This window comes from Nonomuraea ceibae (genome assembly GCF_019396325.1).
In the GTDB taxonomy this organism is placed as follows: Bacteria; Actinomycetota; Actinomycetes; order Streptosporangiales; family Streptosporangiaceae; genus Nonomuraea; species Nonomuraea ceibae.
Genome location: NZ_JAHKRO010000029.1, coordinates 1 through 14,367, shown reverse-complemented (window position 1 = coordinate 14,367; position 14,367 = coordinate 1). Strand labels below are relative to the sequence as shown.

Sequence of the window (14,367 nt, the reverse complement as noted above, 5' to 3'; positions counted from 1 at the left end):
TGCGGGGAGGGGGCTCGGCATGGGCTCATTGATCGATCTCGCGCCACAGCGGGTGCGGTGGCGCGCGGGTACGGCGGCGGGTCTGCGCATCGTGATGGTCGCGCCGCCGTGGCAGGAGGTGCCCCCGAAGGCGTACGGCGGCATCGAGGCGATGCTGGCCGACCTGATCACCGGCCTGGCCGGGCGCGGCCACGACGTGACGCTGATCGCCGCCGGCCGCGGCGGCGTGCCCGCGCGCTTCCTGCGCACCTACCGGGAGCCGCCGTCGGCGCGGATCGGCACCGTGCTGCCGGAGGTGCTGCACGCGGCCTGCGCCCAGCGGATGCTGTCGGCGCTCGAGGCCGACGTGGTGCACGACCACTCGCTCACCGGGCCGCTGACGGCCGCCGCCCGCGCGATTCCCACCGTGGTCACCTGCCACACGCGCTCCGACGGCGAGTACGGCGAGTACTACCGGGCGCTCGGCAGCCCGCTCGTGGCGATCTCCCACGCCCAGCGGGCGCTCGCGCCCGACCTGAACTGGGCCGGGACCGTGCACAACGCCCTGGACACGGGCTCGTTCCCGTACCGCGAGAGGAAGCAGGAGTGGGTGCTGTGGCTCGGCCGCTTCGGCGACGACAAGGGCGCGCACCTGGCGATCGACGCCGCCCGCGCGGCCGGGCGGCGCATCGTGCTGGCCGGCAAGCTCACCGAGGAGGTCGAGCGGGCCTACTTCGACGAGCACGTGCGCCCCAGGCTCGGCCCGGACGCCGTCTACGTCGGCGAGGCGGACGCCGCGCACAAGCGTGAGCTGCTGGCCGCCGCCCGCTGCCTGGTCTTCCCCATCCAGTGGGAGGAGCCGTTCGGCATGGTGGTGATCGAGGCGATGGCGTGCGGCACGCCGGTGGTGGCGCTGGCCCGAGGCTCGGTACCGGAGCTGGTCGTCGACCGCGTCACCGGTTTCGTGCTCGGCTCGCCGGAGGAGCTGCCCGCCGCCATCGAGGCGGCCGGGTCGCTCGACCCGGGCGACTGCCGCCGGCACGTGGAGCGGGCGTTCGGCGTCGGCGTGATGGTCGACGGGTACGAGCGCGTCTACCGGCGGATCCTGCGCTCGGCCACCGGCGGGCGGCCCGACCCGTACAAGAACCTGACCTCGGGCTAGCGTCACGCCCGATTTGTAGTGGTTTGTCGTTTTCGGTCGACGGGTAGCCGACCCAGGAGGGTGAGGAGGAGCCATGAGACACGACGAGTTCATCGGACAGGTACAGGCCCGCGCCCACCTCGGCGGGCGCGACAAGGCCGAACGCGCCAGCCGGGCGACGCTGGAGACCCTGGGCGAACGCGTCCCGGAGGGCCTGGCGGACAAGCTCGCCGCCCAGCTGCCCCACGAGATCGGCGAGAACCTGCGGCGCACCGAGGTCTACGGCGGCCTCGGCACCGGCGAGCACTTCGGCCGCCACGAATTCGTCCAGCGCGTCGCCGCAAGGGCGGGCGTCGACGAGCCCCGCGCCCTCTACCTCGCGCGGGTGGTGCTGGAGGTGACCGGCCAGGCGACGCAGGGCGGCATCATGAACAAGGTGCGCGACAGCCTCCCCGAGGACCTGCGCGACCTCGTCACCTCGGGCAGCCGGGGCGCCATCCACCACGGCGCCACCCATCATGGCGACTGACGCGGCGCGGCTCTCAGGCCGTCGCCACCCACGGCAGGTCACCGGCCGGGATGTGCAACCGCGCGGCCTCAGGCCGTGCGGTTTCGGATGCGGTTTCGGGTTGGGCGCCTTCGGTCTGTACGGGGCCGGTCCGTACGGGGTCCGTCCTCACGGCGCCGGGCCGCAGCGGGTCCGGCTGTTCGGGTGAGGCGACGCAGCGCCAGCACAGGGCCGGGCCGTCGGGCGGCACCGGGTGCCCGCAACTGCGGCACGCGCCGCCGCCGCACCCGCCACAGGCTCCCACCTCGGCGCCCGTCGAGTCCCGGGGCGGGGTGCAGCCGTCGAGGCAGCGGACCAGGCCCATCTCCCGGTCGCTGAGGATGCGCCGCAGGTCCTCGTGATGGATCGGCTGCAGCGCGGCCAGCAGATCGGCGAGCGCGGCGTGGATGTAGGCCACGGCCTGCTGCAGCTCCTCGCGGTCGGTGGCGGGCGCGGGCGCGAACCCGAGCTGCCCGGTCAGCGTGCGCAGCCGGGCGCCGAAGCGCGCGCACTCGCCGATGACGCACGCCGCCATGTCGACCGGCTCCTGCGGCGGGTGATCAGTCATGTACCCACAGTAAGACGGGCGTCCCGGTTTCGCCGCGTATGACGCGCTGGCCCGGGACGCCCGGCTGACACCAGACGTCGGCGTCGTCAGAAGGTGACGTCGCTGCAGATGTAGTACGTCTGGTCCATGTGCGAGGCCTTCCACACCGTGTAGATCACGTGGCGGCCGGTGCGGCCGGAGGCGCTCAGGTTGCTGATGACGTAGTTCTGGCTGGGCGCGTAGCGGGGCGTCTCACGGATGAGCTCCAGGTGGTTCCAGCCGAGGGGCGTGGTCGTGGCGTCGTAGCCCTGGCGGGTGAGGTAGACGCGGATGTAGTCGGCGCCGTGGCTGGCCTGGTCGTACAGGTTGATGGTGAAGGTGCCGCCGAGGCTCGTCGTCTTCCACGGGCCGGGCGTGTCGAGGGAGCGGTAGCGGGCGCCCTCGGTGAGGCCGCCGCTGCACAGCTGGCCGTTGGGGACGGCGGCCTGATGGTTGCCGCCGACGTTGTTGCGGTAGAGCCCGTTCCAGTTCCACATGGCGTTGGGGTTGTCCTGCCAGGCCTGCCAGCACATCGGGTCCTGCTGCTGCATGGCCGGGTTCTGGAAGTCGGAGCCCCAGCGCTGCCAGCAGCCGTAGTTGCGCGAGGCGGGATCGACGACCGATCCGTGTGCCGAGGCGCCGCCGGCGAGGGGGACGACGTTGAGCAGGGCTACGGACAGCAGCACGACTGCGGCGCGCAGGGCCCAGTGAGTCTTGCCGTGGGGCATGGTGGCGGTCTCCGTGTTCCGGTCAGGGGGTTCCGGGGGAGCGCTCCCGCGTGGGTTGAGGGGGACGCTATCTGACCGGGGTACTGTCAACAACTGACTGACCCTGTAAGCCATCTGCCGGGCGACCGTGATCAGCGGGGCGAGCAGCGGAAAGGCGTACGGTGATCCGGTTGAAAGTTTCACCGTCCGCCGGCCTGGAGACGCCGGAGCCCCCGCCCGGGCGGGCGGGGGCTCCGGAGAGGGTCGGATCAGGACTCGGGCGGGACGTAGCAGGACGGGCCGTTCGGGCCGCCGAAGCGGACGCCGTCGAAGAAGTCGCGGTAGTCGATGTAGAAGTTGCCCTTGCCGCCGGCGCTGGTGGTGGCGGTGCAGCCGCCCCAGTTCGCCTCGGAGTAGAGGTGGACCCTGGTGCTCGTCCGGTTCCAGTCGGACTTGGCGCGGTCGGCCATGCCCAGGACGGCCAGGTCGGGCGTGTCGCTGGTGATCTGGATGATGTCACCGGTGCCGTCGAGGCCGGAGAACATGCAGTAGTTCCCCACCTGGCACCGGTCGTACCCTTCGGCAGCCTGGGCGGGAGCGCTCATCAGGGAGACCATCGCGAAAGCCGCGATCGGCACAGCCAGCAATTGAAGCTTCTTGCCCACCATTCCTCCATGGGTGAAACTTTTCTTCGGAACGGCTCGAACATACCTCGCTCGATCTTGCGCGGGAAGGGGTGATCGTCCGCTAATTCCGCCGCGTGAAAATTTCACCGCGACCGCCCTGGTGGGAGGCCGTGCGGGTGCTCCGGTGATGGCGGCAGCCGGTGGGGACGGCCTACCGTGGGAGCGCTCCCAACGCTGAGGAGGCGGAGGCCGTGCGCATCCACCGGGCCGTCGTGACCCTGCTCGTCGCCGCCGGCATGGCGGTCCCCACCGCCGCCGATCCCCCCTACAAGGACCCCGCGCTGCCCGTCGCCACCCGGGTCGCCGACCTCATGTCCCGCATGTCGCTCGACGAGAAGCTCGGCCAGATGACCCAGGCCGAACGCGGCTCCGTCAGCGCCGCCGACATCACCGCCTACCGGCTCGGCTCCGTCCTGTCCGGCGGCGGCTCCGCGCCCTCGCCCAACACCGCCGCCTCCTGGGCCGACATGTACGACAGGTTCCAGAACGCCGCCCTCGCCACCCCGCTCGGCATCCCCATCCTGTACGGGGTCGACGCCGTGCACGGGCACAACAACGTCCACGGCGCCACGATCTTCCCGCACAACGCCGGACTCGGCGCCACCCGCGACCCCGCCCTCGTCGAACGCATCGGCCGGGCCGTCGCCGAGGAGGTCACCGGCACCGGCGTCGACTGGAACTTCGCCCCCTGCCTCTGCGTCGCCCGCGACGACCGGTGGGGCAGGACGTACGAGTCCTTCGGCGAGACGCCCGAACTGCCCGCCGCGATGGCCACGCTCGTCACCGGCCTGCAGGACGGCCCCGCCTCCGTGCTCGCCACCGCCAAGCACTACCTCGGCGACGGCGGCACCGCGGGCGGCGACGACCAGGGCGACACCCGGCTGAGCGAGAGCGAGCTGCGGGCCGTGCACCTGCCGCCCTTCGAGGCCGCGATCGCCCGCGGCGTCGGCTCCGTCATGATCTCCTTCAGCAGCTGGAACGGCGTCAAGGTGCACGGCCACCAGTACTTGATCACCACCGTGCTCAAGGGCGAGCTCGGCTTCTCCGGGTTCGTCGTGTCCGACTGGAACGGCGTCGACCAGATCGACGGCGCCCCCGGCCTGTCCGCCCAGGACGTGCGCACCGCGATCAACGCCGGGATCGACATGGTGATGGCCCCCACCGACTGGCGGCGCTTCATCGACCTGCTGCGCGCCGAGACCCAGGCCGGACGGGTGCCCCAGACGCGGATCGACGACGCCGTACGCCGCGTCCTGACCAAGAAGTTCGAGCAGGGCCTGTTCGAGAAGCCTCTCACCGACCGGTCCTACACCGCCACCGTCGGCAGCTCCGCCCACCGCGCCCTGGCCCGCGAGGCCGTCGCCAGGTCCCAGGTCGTGCTCAAGAACAGCGGCGGCGTGCTGCCGCTGCCCCGCGACGGCCGGATCTTCGTCGCCGGCAAGAGCGCCGACGACATCGGCTACCAGAGCGGCGGCTGGACCATTTCCTGGCAGGGATCGCCCGGCGACATCACGCCCGGCACCACGATCCTGGACGGCATCAGGGACACCGGCGCCACCGTCGCCTACAGCCGCGACGGCCGCGGCGTCGACGGCTCCTACGACGTCGCCGTCGCCGTCGTCGGCGAGCCCCCGTACGCCGAGGGCGACGGCGACCGGCCCGGCGGCCTCGGCCTGGACTCCGAGGACCTCAACACGATCGCCACCCTGCGCGCCGCCGGCGTCCCGGTCGTCGTCGTGCTCGTCTCCGGCCGCCCGCTCGACGTCGCCCCGCACCTGTCCGGCTGGGACGGCCTTGTCGCCGCCTGGCTCCCCGGCACCGAGGGGAACGGCGTCGCCGACGTGCTGTTCGGCGCCGTCCAGCCCACCGGCAAACTGCCGTTCACGTGGATGAGCAGCTCCTCCCAGCAGCCCATCAACGCGGGCGACGGCAAGACGCCGCTGTTCCCGTACGGGTTCGGCCTCACCTATGAGCCGGCCGGCGAGGACACCGACCCGCCCACCGCCCCCGGCGCTCCCTCGGCCTCCGCCGTCACCTCCTCCTCGGCCACCCTCACCTGGGCCGCCTCCACCGACGACGTGGCGGTGACCGCGTACGACGTGGTGCGCGTCCAGGGCACCGCCGAGACGACCGTGGCCACCACCGCCGCCGCCACGGCCACCCTCACCGGACTCGCCCCCGCCACCGCCCACACCTTCGCCGTCTACGCCCGCGACGCCGCCGGCAACCGGTCACCCCGCTCCGCCACGGTCACCGTCACCACCGCACCCTCGGGAGGCGGCGGCTGCTCGGTCACCCCGGCCATGCAGAGTCAGTGGGACACCGGCTACGTCGTCCAGGCGAACGTCACCAACACCGGCACCGCCCCGCTCAACGGCTGGAGCGTCACCCTCACCCTGCCGCCCGGCCACCGCATCACCGGCCACTGGAACGCCGTTCCCACCACCAGCGGGCAGACGGTCACCCTGCGCAACGCCGCGCACAACGCCACACTGGGCCCGGGCGCGACCACGTCGTTCGGCTTCCAGGCCACCCGCCCCTCCGCCGACCCCGCCCTGCCCTCCGCCTACACCTGCGCCCCCTGACCCGGCTACCCGCCGCAGGGCGGGTCGTAGTCCAGGACCGGTGACACGTACTTCCTCCACAGCTCCGGCGTCATCGCGTGGCGCGTCGACCCGCACAGGAGCGCGAACGCGCGCTCCGGGTCGGCCTGCCAGAGCCGTACGGTGCCGTCCTGGCCGCCGCTGACGAGCACGTCGCCGCGCGGGCTGAACAGGACGGCGTTGACCGCGCCGTTGTGGCCCGTGACCGGGAGCCCGTGGGCGGAGGCGGCGGCGGGGGCTGAGGTGTCCCAGAGCCGGATCTGGCCGACCGCGCCGCTGGCGAGCAGCCTGCCGTCCGGGGCGAAGCTCACGCTGGAGACCACGCCGCCGGCGGGCAGCGGCCCCCCGACGGACTTCGGGGAGCCCGGCCGCGACAGGTCCCACAACCGGACCAGGTTGTCCCCGCCGCCGACGGCCAGCAGCGAGCGGGCGCTGACGTCCAGGGAGATGAGCGTCTGGTTCGTGGCCACCTGACCGGCCAGCGCGGGAACGGCTCCGTCGCCCGTCCGCCAGACGTGGACGGTGCCGAACACCTCGCTGCTGTAGACGTACGGCCCCCGGGGCGCGGCCGTCATGCTCTTGATCGGCAGCGGCTGCGCGCGCAGCTCACCCCCGAGCGCGGTGGGGCGGGCCGGGTCGCTCACGTCCCAGGCGCGCAGCGTGCCGGAGTAGCCGCCCTGGAGATCCATCGAGGCGGCGGCCAGGGTGTGCCCGGTGGCGTCGAAGGCCAGCGCGGAGATCATGGTGAGCTGCCTGCCGGGCGCCTCACCGAGATCCACCGGACGGGCCGGCGCGGAGACGTCCCACAGCCGTACGGAGCCGCCGCGGTTGCCCGTGGCCAGGATCGTCTTCCCGGACGTGCCCGGCCCTTGCCTGATCGCCAGTGCCTCCACGACGAACAGGGACTGCGGAAGCGCGCCGACCGGGGTCAGGCGCGCCGGGTCGGAGACGTCCCAGAGCGTGACGTGGAACCCGGAGGCCACCGCGAGCAGGCGGCCGTCGCCCGTGGTCGCCAGCGCGTTGACGCTCAGGCCGCCGCCCGTGACGGCCAGGGCCGGGGGCAGGCGCCAGAGCCGTACGGTGCCGTCGCCGCTGGCGCTGGCCAGCCTGCTTCCCGTGGCGTCGAACGCCAGGCTGCTGACGACGCTGGTGTGCCCGCGCAGCGGCGGGCCGAGCGTCCTGGCATGCGCCGGGGAGCCGGTGTTCCAGAGGTAGATGCTGCCCGAGTTGTCGCCGGAGGCCAGCACACGCCCGTCAGGGCTGAAGGCGACCGCGCTCACCGTGGTGGACAGGAACAGGGTGTTGCTCACCTTCGGCCGTTTCCGGTCCGCGAGGTCCCAGAGCAGCACGCGGTTGTCGCCTCCGGCGGTGGCCATCACGTGCCCGTCAGGGGCGAACGCGACCTGGTGCACGACGCCTGCGTGCCCGCCCAGCTCGCCGCCCAGCGGCGCAGGCCGGGCCGGGTCGGACACGTCCCACAGCCGGGTCAGCAGCCTGCGCCGATCACCCGGGCCGGTGCCGCCGGTGACGACGAGCGTGGCCCCGTCCGGGCTGAACGCGACGGACGTGACGCCCTCGCGCTCCCGGGACAGCACCGTGCTCAGCCGCCGGGGCCGCCGGGGATCCGCGACGTCCCACAGCTGCACGGTGCTGGCCGTGGTGCCGGGAGTGTCCGCCCTGGTGCCGAGGGCCAGGGTCCGGCCGTCGGGACCGAACCTCAGGCTCACCACCATGCCCTCCGACACGGTCACCGGGTCCGACAGCGCCACCGGGCGCCGGGGATCGGAGACGTCCAGGAGCCGGATGGTGCCGTCGGAGCCGCCGCGCGCCAGCAGGTCGCCTTCCGGGCTGTAGGCGAGCTGCTGCACGAAGACCCGCTCACCGGCGCTGAGCTCCTCGGTCAGCGGGGCCGGGCGGGCCGGGTCGGAGACGTTCCAGAGCCGCAGCCGCCTGGAGCCGGTCGCCAGGGTGCCGTCCCGGCCGAAGGCGACCACGGGGGAATGGGGGTAGTGCCCCGGCAGCGCGGTGGAGAGCACGGACCCCGCCTCCGTCATCAGCCGGGTACGCAGGGCGGGCGTCGGCCGCATCCGATACGCGGTCAGGTCGAGCTGCGCGGCCAGCTCACCGTTGGTCTCACGCTGACGGTCGGCCTCCGCCGCGACCCGTTCGAAGATCGCGTTGTCGCGTTCGGCGACGGCTGCGCTCTGCTTGTCGAGGGCGAACACGGCCAGCCCCGAGGCGATCAGCGCGAGCACGCACACCGTGGCCACCGCCGCGCGCCGGATCCGGCGGCTGCGCCGCTCGTGCCGTTCGGAGGCCTCGACGAACTGCCTGACGAGGGGCGTGACCTCCGCGCGGCTCGCCGCCGCCGCCCAGCCGCGGGCCAGCTCCAGCCTGCTGCCCCGGTACAGGGCGGTGACGTCCTTGCGCCGGCCGCGTTCCCAGGCGACGGCTGCGTCCTCCACCTCCTGGCGGATCAGGGCGTTCGTCCCCTTCTCGCCCCGGCCGATCCAGTCGTCACGCAGCTTCGGCCAGGCCCACAGCAGCGCCTCATGGGTGATCTCGACGGTGACCGAGCCGCCCGCCCGCTCCACCCCCTGGCTGAGCAGCCGGGCGCGGGTGAACCGCTCGGCCGCTTCCTGCACGCCCCCCGGGTCGGCGGCGGCCAGCATGAGGTCTTCCTGGGTCCGGCGGCGGCTGGTGACCTCGCCGTTCTCGCCGACCCTGACCAGAGCCAGGAACAGCGTCCGCGCCGCCTCCCGGGCGGCCGGTGACAGCTCCCCGAACTCCTCCTCCGCGCTGGCCGCGACCGCGCCGTCGATGCCGCCGGACGCGTGGTAGCCCTCCAGGGTCAGGGCATCGCCCTTACGGTTCAGCCACGTCACCCACAACGCGTGCGCGAGCAGCGGCAACCGCTCCGCCCTGTACGCGCCCTCGTACGGGCCCGCCGCGCCACGCAGGTCGCGCAGGATGACGTCGACCACGCCGGGCGCGAGCGACAGGCCGCTCCGCCTGGCCGGCTCCGTCACGGCCCGGCGCACCTCGTCGCCCGTCATCGCGCCGATGAACACCTGATGGTTCGCCAGCACGTCACGAAGATGGGAGATACCGGCGCAGGAGCCGTAGAAGTCCGCGCGCAGCCCGTACAGGGCCAGCGCGACGGGCTCCTCGGCGCGGGGCTGCTCGACGTCGGGCTGCTGGGCGGCGGGTTGCTCGGCGCGGGGCTCCTCGGCGCGGGGCTGCTCGGCGGCGGGCCGCTCGGCGCGGGGCGCCGCCGTCGCGGTCAGGCGGGCGAGGGCGGCCACGAACCGGCGCCGCACGGACTCGTCCGGGCACAGCGTGAACAGCTCCTCCAGCTGGTCGACGACCAGGACGATCCTGCCGCCGGGCGGGAGCTTGAGCCGCTCGCGTATCAGAGCCGCCGGCCCGGCGGAGCCCTCCAGCGCCGTCGCGACCCGCGCCTCCTCGGCCCCCGTCAGTGCCGCGAGCTTCGCCACGAGCTCCCCGAACGGATCGGCCGTAGGTGTGAGCACCAGTCGCGGCCAGTGCCGGGAGCCGGGCAGTTGCCCCCTGGCCAGCGCCGGAAGCACCCCGGCGTGCAGCAGCGACGACTTGCCCGCGCCCGAGGGCGCCACGACGGCCAGCGGGCTGCGGTCGGCAAGACACCGTTCGAGCCGGTCCATGACCCTGCTGACCAGCGCCTCCCGCCCGAAGAACCACTCGGCCTCGTCCCCGGTGAACGCGCGCAGCCCCGGGTACGGGCACGTTTCCCCCGCCGCCGGGCGAAGCCCCGGTCGCTCCTGCACGCCGGCGGCGCGGGCCTGCTCCCAGCGCTTCTTCCACAGCTCGTGCTGGCTGCGCCACCAGGCGTGCCTCAGCTCATAGGCGGGCGGGCTGCCGGCGTGCTCCAGCAGCACGCGGACCAGCGTCCACAACGGCACGAAATCCTGGGCGGCGCTGCCCCGGGTGAGCCAGTCGCTGACCGTCTGCGGGGTCAGCCTCGCCGCCGCCCGCTGCGCGATGAGCAGCTCGTTGGCCCGGTCGATCACGTCCCGGCGCCGCAGCCCCGGGGCACGCTCCCGGGCCGCCTCCTCCAGCGCCTTCAACGCCTCCCGCAACACCGCCCGCGCGGCAGGCAGCTCCCCATCACCCGCCATACACGCGACCCCCCACGACGACCGCCCATCCGGTCGGTCCTGCCGGTCCGGTGGGTCCTGCCGGTCCGGCCCATCCGGCCCATCCGGCCCATCCGGGCGGTCCGGCCCATCTGGCCCATCCGGCGCGTCCGGACCGTCCGGCCGGACGGGCGCCGGAAGTGGCTCTGACCTGGGCCGGAAGGCTCTCCATCCGGCCCGTCCGGGAACCGTTGGCCGCATGCCGCCCCCACGATGAACTGGCACCCACCGCAGCCGATCCTCCGGCTGCCGAGCGCGGGAGGGACACCTCGATGAACCCTGCGGAATGGGTGCTGGTGCCGATCGTCAGCCTGGCGTGCGTGGCCACGGCCGCCGTCCTCATGGTCTGGGTGGCCACCCGGGGATGCGCCTCGGCCGACCGCGCCCGCATCCTGCGAGCGATCGCCGAGGTGATCCGCGCGGTGTGGGGCAGGCGATGACACGCCAGGGCCGCGCGACAGCGACCCGTGAAGCTGACGTCCAGTGTCAGACCACCCTTCGCCGACGACCCGGGCGACACCGCCGGCACCGAGATCTCCCGCAACCTTGATCACCACAAGGCAGGAAAATCGTAATGCACCGATCACACCCCGTGAGATGGAACGGCCGAACTGGCCTCACCTCCGCAGCTTCGGCCCTACATATTCGCGGGCACGGCCGCACATCGGTGGGAGCGGGGGCAGGGGATCAGCCGCCGGGGCCGGTCGGGTTCAGCGGCGCCATGTCACCGTGGCTCGGCAGGTCACCACGCTCCACCGGGGCCGGCGGCGGTGACGGCGTGCCCTCGGTGACGACCGGACGGGCGCCCTCGGCGGCCTCCCGCAGCACCGCACGGTCGACCCGCTCCACGTCGCCGATCAGCCGAAGGTGATGACGTTCGCCGACGGCCACGTACTCGTGCCTGCCCTCGTGCACCGCGTACCAGCCGTCGCCGTCCCGCTCGCACGTGCCCACGCACCGGTACGGGCCTCGGTCGACGCGCAACTCCACCTGCCCGCCCTCGGCCGAGGTGTAGAACGCGCCGAACCCCTTCTCGTTCACCACGCCGATCGACTGCTCGGCCAGCTCGTACCCGGGCAGCTCCACCAGGTAGATGAGATCCGGCGCCACCCCCTGCCCGAGCACCCGGTCCATCGTGGGGCCGCTCAACGCCGCCCCCTGCCCGCAAGCCGCCGTCACCAGGAGCAGCAACAGCACGGGAACCCATCGGCGCGACACACCCCGCAGTCTCCTCGCCCGACGACCAGACCGCCATCCTCCGTACGACCTTGTAATCAAATGCACAACCCAGGCGAAACCTCACCCCCGGAAGGCGTCTAACCCCTGGGAGCGGGTCTGAGCGCGGGAAGGGGCCTCACCGCGACGGGGTGTTACCTCCAGGCGGAACCTCACCCCGAAAGGAGTGCCACCCCCGGAAGAAATCTGAGCGCGGGAAGGGGCCTTACCCCGACGGGGCCTCACCCCTCGGGCGGGGCCTCACCCCCCGGGAGGGGCCTGAGCGCCGGAAGGGGCCTCACGCGACGGGGTCTTACCAACAGACGGGGCCTCGCCCCCGGAGGCGCCAGCGCAGGGAGGGGCGTTACCCCGGGCGGGGCGCTATCCCGGGCGGGCCTTACCCCCCGATGGGGCCGTACCCCCGACGGGCCCGTACCCCGGAGGAGTCATACCCCCGGCGGAGCCTGTACCCCGAAGAAGCCATACCCCCCGGCGGGGCCTGTACCCCGGAGGAGCCAAACCCCCGGCGGGGCCTCACCTCGGGAGGGTGCGGCCTCAGCCTGGGCGGGTGCGGCGTCGGCGGGGCGGGCGGCGGCGCTCGTACGCGTGAAAGGCCAGCACGCACACCGCCAGTGCCGCCGCGAACGCCGGCAGCCACGCGACCCGCCACGCCACCCACCCGAACCCGTCCGGCACGGTGTGCAGCCCGGTCACCGCCGTCCCGGACTTCAGCGCAACGGCGGTGACCGCGATCATCGCCGTCTGATGCCACAGGAAGATCGTCATCGCGCCCAGGTTCACCAGCGCCACCCCCGCCCAGAGGCGCGGTCTTCGCAGCGCCCGCCGTAACGGCCCGGCCAGCAGCGTCGCCGCCCCGCACTGCGCCAGTCCGAACGCGACCGCCGCCAGCGAAGGCGGGTCCAGGTTGGACACCGCCGCCCCCGGCACCCCCACCATCGCCGCCGGATACCCACCCCACCCGACCAGCCCCGCGGCCACCACCGCCCCGCCCGCCAGCAGCCCCCACCCGGCCGCCCGCCCGCGTGGCCGCCCCTGCGCCCAGGCCGCTCCCAGGCAGTACGGGACCAGCCACCCGCAGACCACGTTGACCCCTTCGACCCACCCGGCCACGCCGTCCCACCCGGGCGCGGGATCGTTCAGGCCGTAGCGGACGAGGTCGCTCAGCGCTACGGCGGCGAGCGGCCACCACGGGCTGAGCCGGGCGGCAAGCGGCGTCAGCGCCGTCAGCAGCGCGAGCACCAGCAGGAACCACAGCGGCGACCACACCAGCTTGACCAGCGCCCACACGGTGTCCTGGTCGGCCCCGGCGGCGAGCATCGCGACGGCCGCCACCGCCCACACCGCCGCCACCACGACGACCGGCCGCGACAGCCGGGCCAGCCGAGGCCCCAGCCACTGCGTGTACGTGCCGCCCGCAGCGCGCGCCCGCACGTAGCCCTGGGTGCTCACGCGGCCCGCCACCAGGAAGAACACCGCCAGCGTCTGCAGCAGCCAGGTCAGCGGAGTGAGCTCCGGCAGCTGCTTGAGCGGGCTCGTCACCCGCAGCGTCCCGCTGTCGGCCACCACGGCGGTCACCAGCCAGTGCCCGAGCACCACCCCCAGGATCGCCAGCGCCCGCAACGCGTCGACCCCCCGGTCACGATCGGCCGGGGTGGCGTCGGCGATCCGCCGCACGAACCCTCGCGCCGGAGGCACACCGCCGCCCCCGCCACGGCTCTCACGACGGCCGGCCGAGGCGTCCTTGGCGACCCGTGGGACAAGCCCAAGCGTCCGCCGCCGCGCCGAGCCCGCGGCCGGCCCGCCAAGACGACGGCCTCCGGAGATCGGCGTCCCACCCTGCCGCCCGGACCGTCGGCCGGCAACAGGCGCACTTCCCGATGGGGGTGGAGACTGCGGGGTGGAGACGGAGAGGCCCGCTGGTGCCGGGGACCGGGTGCTCGCAGGCGGCAGGGCCGGGCGGGCTGGGAGGTCAGGCACGGGGAGCCTCGCCGGTGACGATGCGGGCGATGTTCGCCAGCGACACGGACCCCGCCTTGAGGTAATCGCTGTGACCCCCGTCGCCCGCCGCGAACACGCGGGCGCCGAACCCGGGCGTGACCGGGTCGGGGCCGAAGCCGAACGGGACGGGCAGGTGCGGGACGCGGCCGATCCAGTCGCCGCCGCCCCGGCCGGCCCACACGGTGGCCCGGGTGCGCAGATCCGTGACGTCGTCGGCTCCCGCGCCTGGGCTGCCGTAGAGGACGAGGTGGGCGACCTCCAGCCCGGGCGCCGCCCGCCCGCACACCACGGCGCCGTACGAGTGGCACAGCAGCGAGATCGTCGTGCCGGGTTTGACCCCCGCCAGCTTCCGCACGAACGTCCGCAACGCCGGTGCGGCTTCGTCGGCCAGGGCGGTGGTCAGGGTGTCGAGGCTGACGGTCCGGGGCGTCGCGTAGCCGAGCCAGGTGACCACGGCCCCGCCGTCGCCGAGCGCCTCCGCCAGTCGCCTCGCGCCGCCGCGCAGCAGCCCGTACTTGTCGAGGCTGGTGTCGGCGCCGGGCACCACCACGGCGATCCGCCGGGCGGCGGCCAGATCGCCGAACACCTCGACGACCCGGCCGCCGTCGCGCCCGTCGAAGGACAGGAACCGCCGCCCAGGATCCGCCATGACCCGCAGCGCCGCGGCCCGGCGCCGGTCGCCGTGGGCGGCGGCGGTAGGCGCGGCCGC

General features: G+C 73.9%; 11 protein-coding genes. 4 read left to right on the top strand and 7 right to left on the bottom strand.

The genetic code is table 11. The annotated features are described in order from the left end of the window. Positions 1 to 19: 19 nt before the first annotated feature. Positions 20 to 1,141 (top strand): glycosyltransferase family 4 protein, encoded by a 1,122-nt coding sequence (locus KME80_RS19985; protein ID WP_219507310.1) that lies wholly within the window; start codon positions 20 to 22, stop codon positions 1,139 to 1,141. Between the two features lie 73 nt (positions 1,142 to 1,214). Beyond that, positions 1,215 to 1,649, top strand: coding sequence for a DUF2267 domain-containing protein (locus tag KME80_RS19980; RefSeq protein WP_219507308.1), 435 nt, complete (start codon positions 1,215 to 1,217; stop codon positions 1,647 to 1,649). A gap of 13 nt (positions 1,650 to 1,662) precedes the next feature. On the opposite strand, the gene KME80_RS19975 is transcribed toward KME80_RS19980, so the two are convergent. From KME80_RS19975 to KME80_RS19965, 3 genes are all read right to left on the bottom strand, one after another. Continuing rightward, on the bottom strand, positions 1,663 to 2,235 hold the full coding sequence (locus KME80_RS19975) for a hypothetical protein (protein WP_219507307.1): 573 nt from the start codon (positions 2,233 to 2,235) through the stop codon (positions 1,663 to 1,665). Positions 2,236 to 2,321: 86 nt separating this feature from the next. Beyond that, positions 2,322 to 2,981 (bottom strand): lytic polysaccharide monooxygenase auxiliary activity family 9 protein, encoded by a 660-nt coding sequence (locus KME80_RS19970; protein ID WP_219507306.1) that lies wholly within the window; start codon positions 2,979 to 2,981, stop codon positions 2,322 to 2,324. Between the two features lie 248 nt (positions 2,982 to 3,229). After that, positions 3,230 to 3,598: a peptidase inhibitor family I36 protein gene (locus KME80_RS19965; RefSeq protein WP_308125845.1), complete on the bottom strand. Its 369-nt coding sequence runs from the start codon at positions 3,596 to 3,598 to the stop codon at positions 3,230 to 3,232. Between the two features lie 239 nt (positions 3,599 to 3,837). Between KME80_RS19965 and KME80_RS19960 the strand changes: the two genes are divergently transcribed. Then, entirely contained in the window at positions 3,838 to 6,231 is a 2,394-nt protein-coding gene (locus KME80_RS19960; protein ID WP_308125843.1) for a glycoside hydrolase family 3 N-terminal domain-containing protein, read from the top strand. 5 nt (positions 6,232 to 6,236) lie between these two features. Here KME80_RS19960 and KME80_RS19955 read toward each other — a convergent pair whose 3' ends face one another. Further along, the gene (locus KME80_RS19955; protein ID WP_219507302.1) at positions 6,237 to 10,406 is read right to left on the bottom strand and encodes an nSTAND1 domain-containing NTPase; all 4,170 of its coding nucleotides are present in this window, start codon (positions 10,404 to 10,406) and stop codon (positions 6,237 to 6,239) included. 290 nt (positions 10,407 to 10,696) lie between these two features. Between KME80_RS19955 and KME80_RS19950 the strand changes: the two genes are divergently transcribed. Next, on the top strand, positions 10,697 to 10,864 hold the full coding sequence (locus tag KME80_RS19950; RefSeq protein WP_219507301.1) for a hypothetical protein: 168 nt from the start codon (positions 10,697 to 10,699) through the stop codon (positions 10,862 to 10,864). 247 nt (positions 10,865 to 11,111) lie between these two features. On the opposite strand, the gene KME80_RS19945 is transcribed toward KME80_RS19950, so the two are convergent. The 3 genes from KME80_RS19945 to KME80_RS19935 all read right to left on the bottom strand — a co-directional run. After that, positions 11,112 to 11,621, bottom strand: coding sequence for a hypothetical protein (locus KME80_RS19945; protein ID WP_219507299.1), 510 nt, complete (start codon positions 11,619 to 11,621; stop codon positions 11,112 to 11,114). Between the two features lie 573 nt (positions 11,622 to 12,194). After that, positions 12,195 to 13,355, bottom strand: coding sequence for an acyltransferase family protein (locus KME80_RS19940; protein ID WP_308125842.1), 1,161 nt, complete (start codon positions 13,353 to 13,355; stop codon positions 12,195 to 12,197). Between the two features lie 274 nt (positions 13,356 to 13,629). Beyond that, positions 13,630 to 14,367 (bottom strand): alpha/beta hydrolase (locus KME80_RS19935; RefSeq protein ID WP_219507297.1); only part of this gene is annotated, 738 nt, incomplete at its 5' end.

Bases quoted from the DNA above. Each gene is read 5' to 3' on its own strand.
- KME80_RS19985 (WP_219507310.1), top strand. From the start codon at position 20: ATGGGCTCATTGATCGATCTCGCGCCACAGCGGGTGCGGTGGCGCGCG.
- KME80_RS19980 (WP_219507308.1), top strand. From the start codon at position 1,215: ATGAGACACGACGAGTTCATCGGACAGGTACAGGCCCGCGCCCACCTC.
- KME80_RS19975 (WP_219507307.1), bottom strand. From the start codon at position 2,235: ATGACTGATCACCCGCCGCAGGAGCCGGTCGACATGGCGGCGTGCGTC.
- KME80_RS19970 (WP_219507306.1), bottom strand. From the start codon at position 2,981: ATGCCCCACGGCAAGACTCACTGGGCCCTGCGCGCCGCAGTCGTGCTG.
- KME80_RS19955 (WP_219507302.1), bottom strand. From the start codon at position 10,406: ATGGCGGGTGATGGGGAGCTGCCTGCCGCGCGGGCGGTGTTGCGGGAG.
- KME80_RS19950 (WP_219507301.1), top strand. From the start codon at position 10,697: ATGAACCCTGCGGAATGGGTGCTGGTGCCGATCGTCAGCCTGGCGTGC.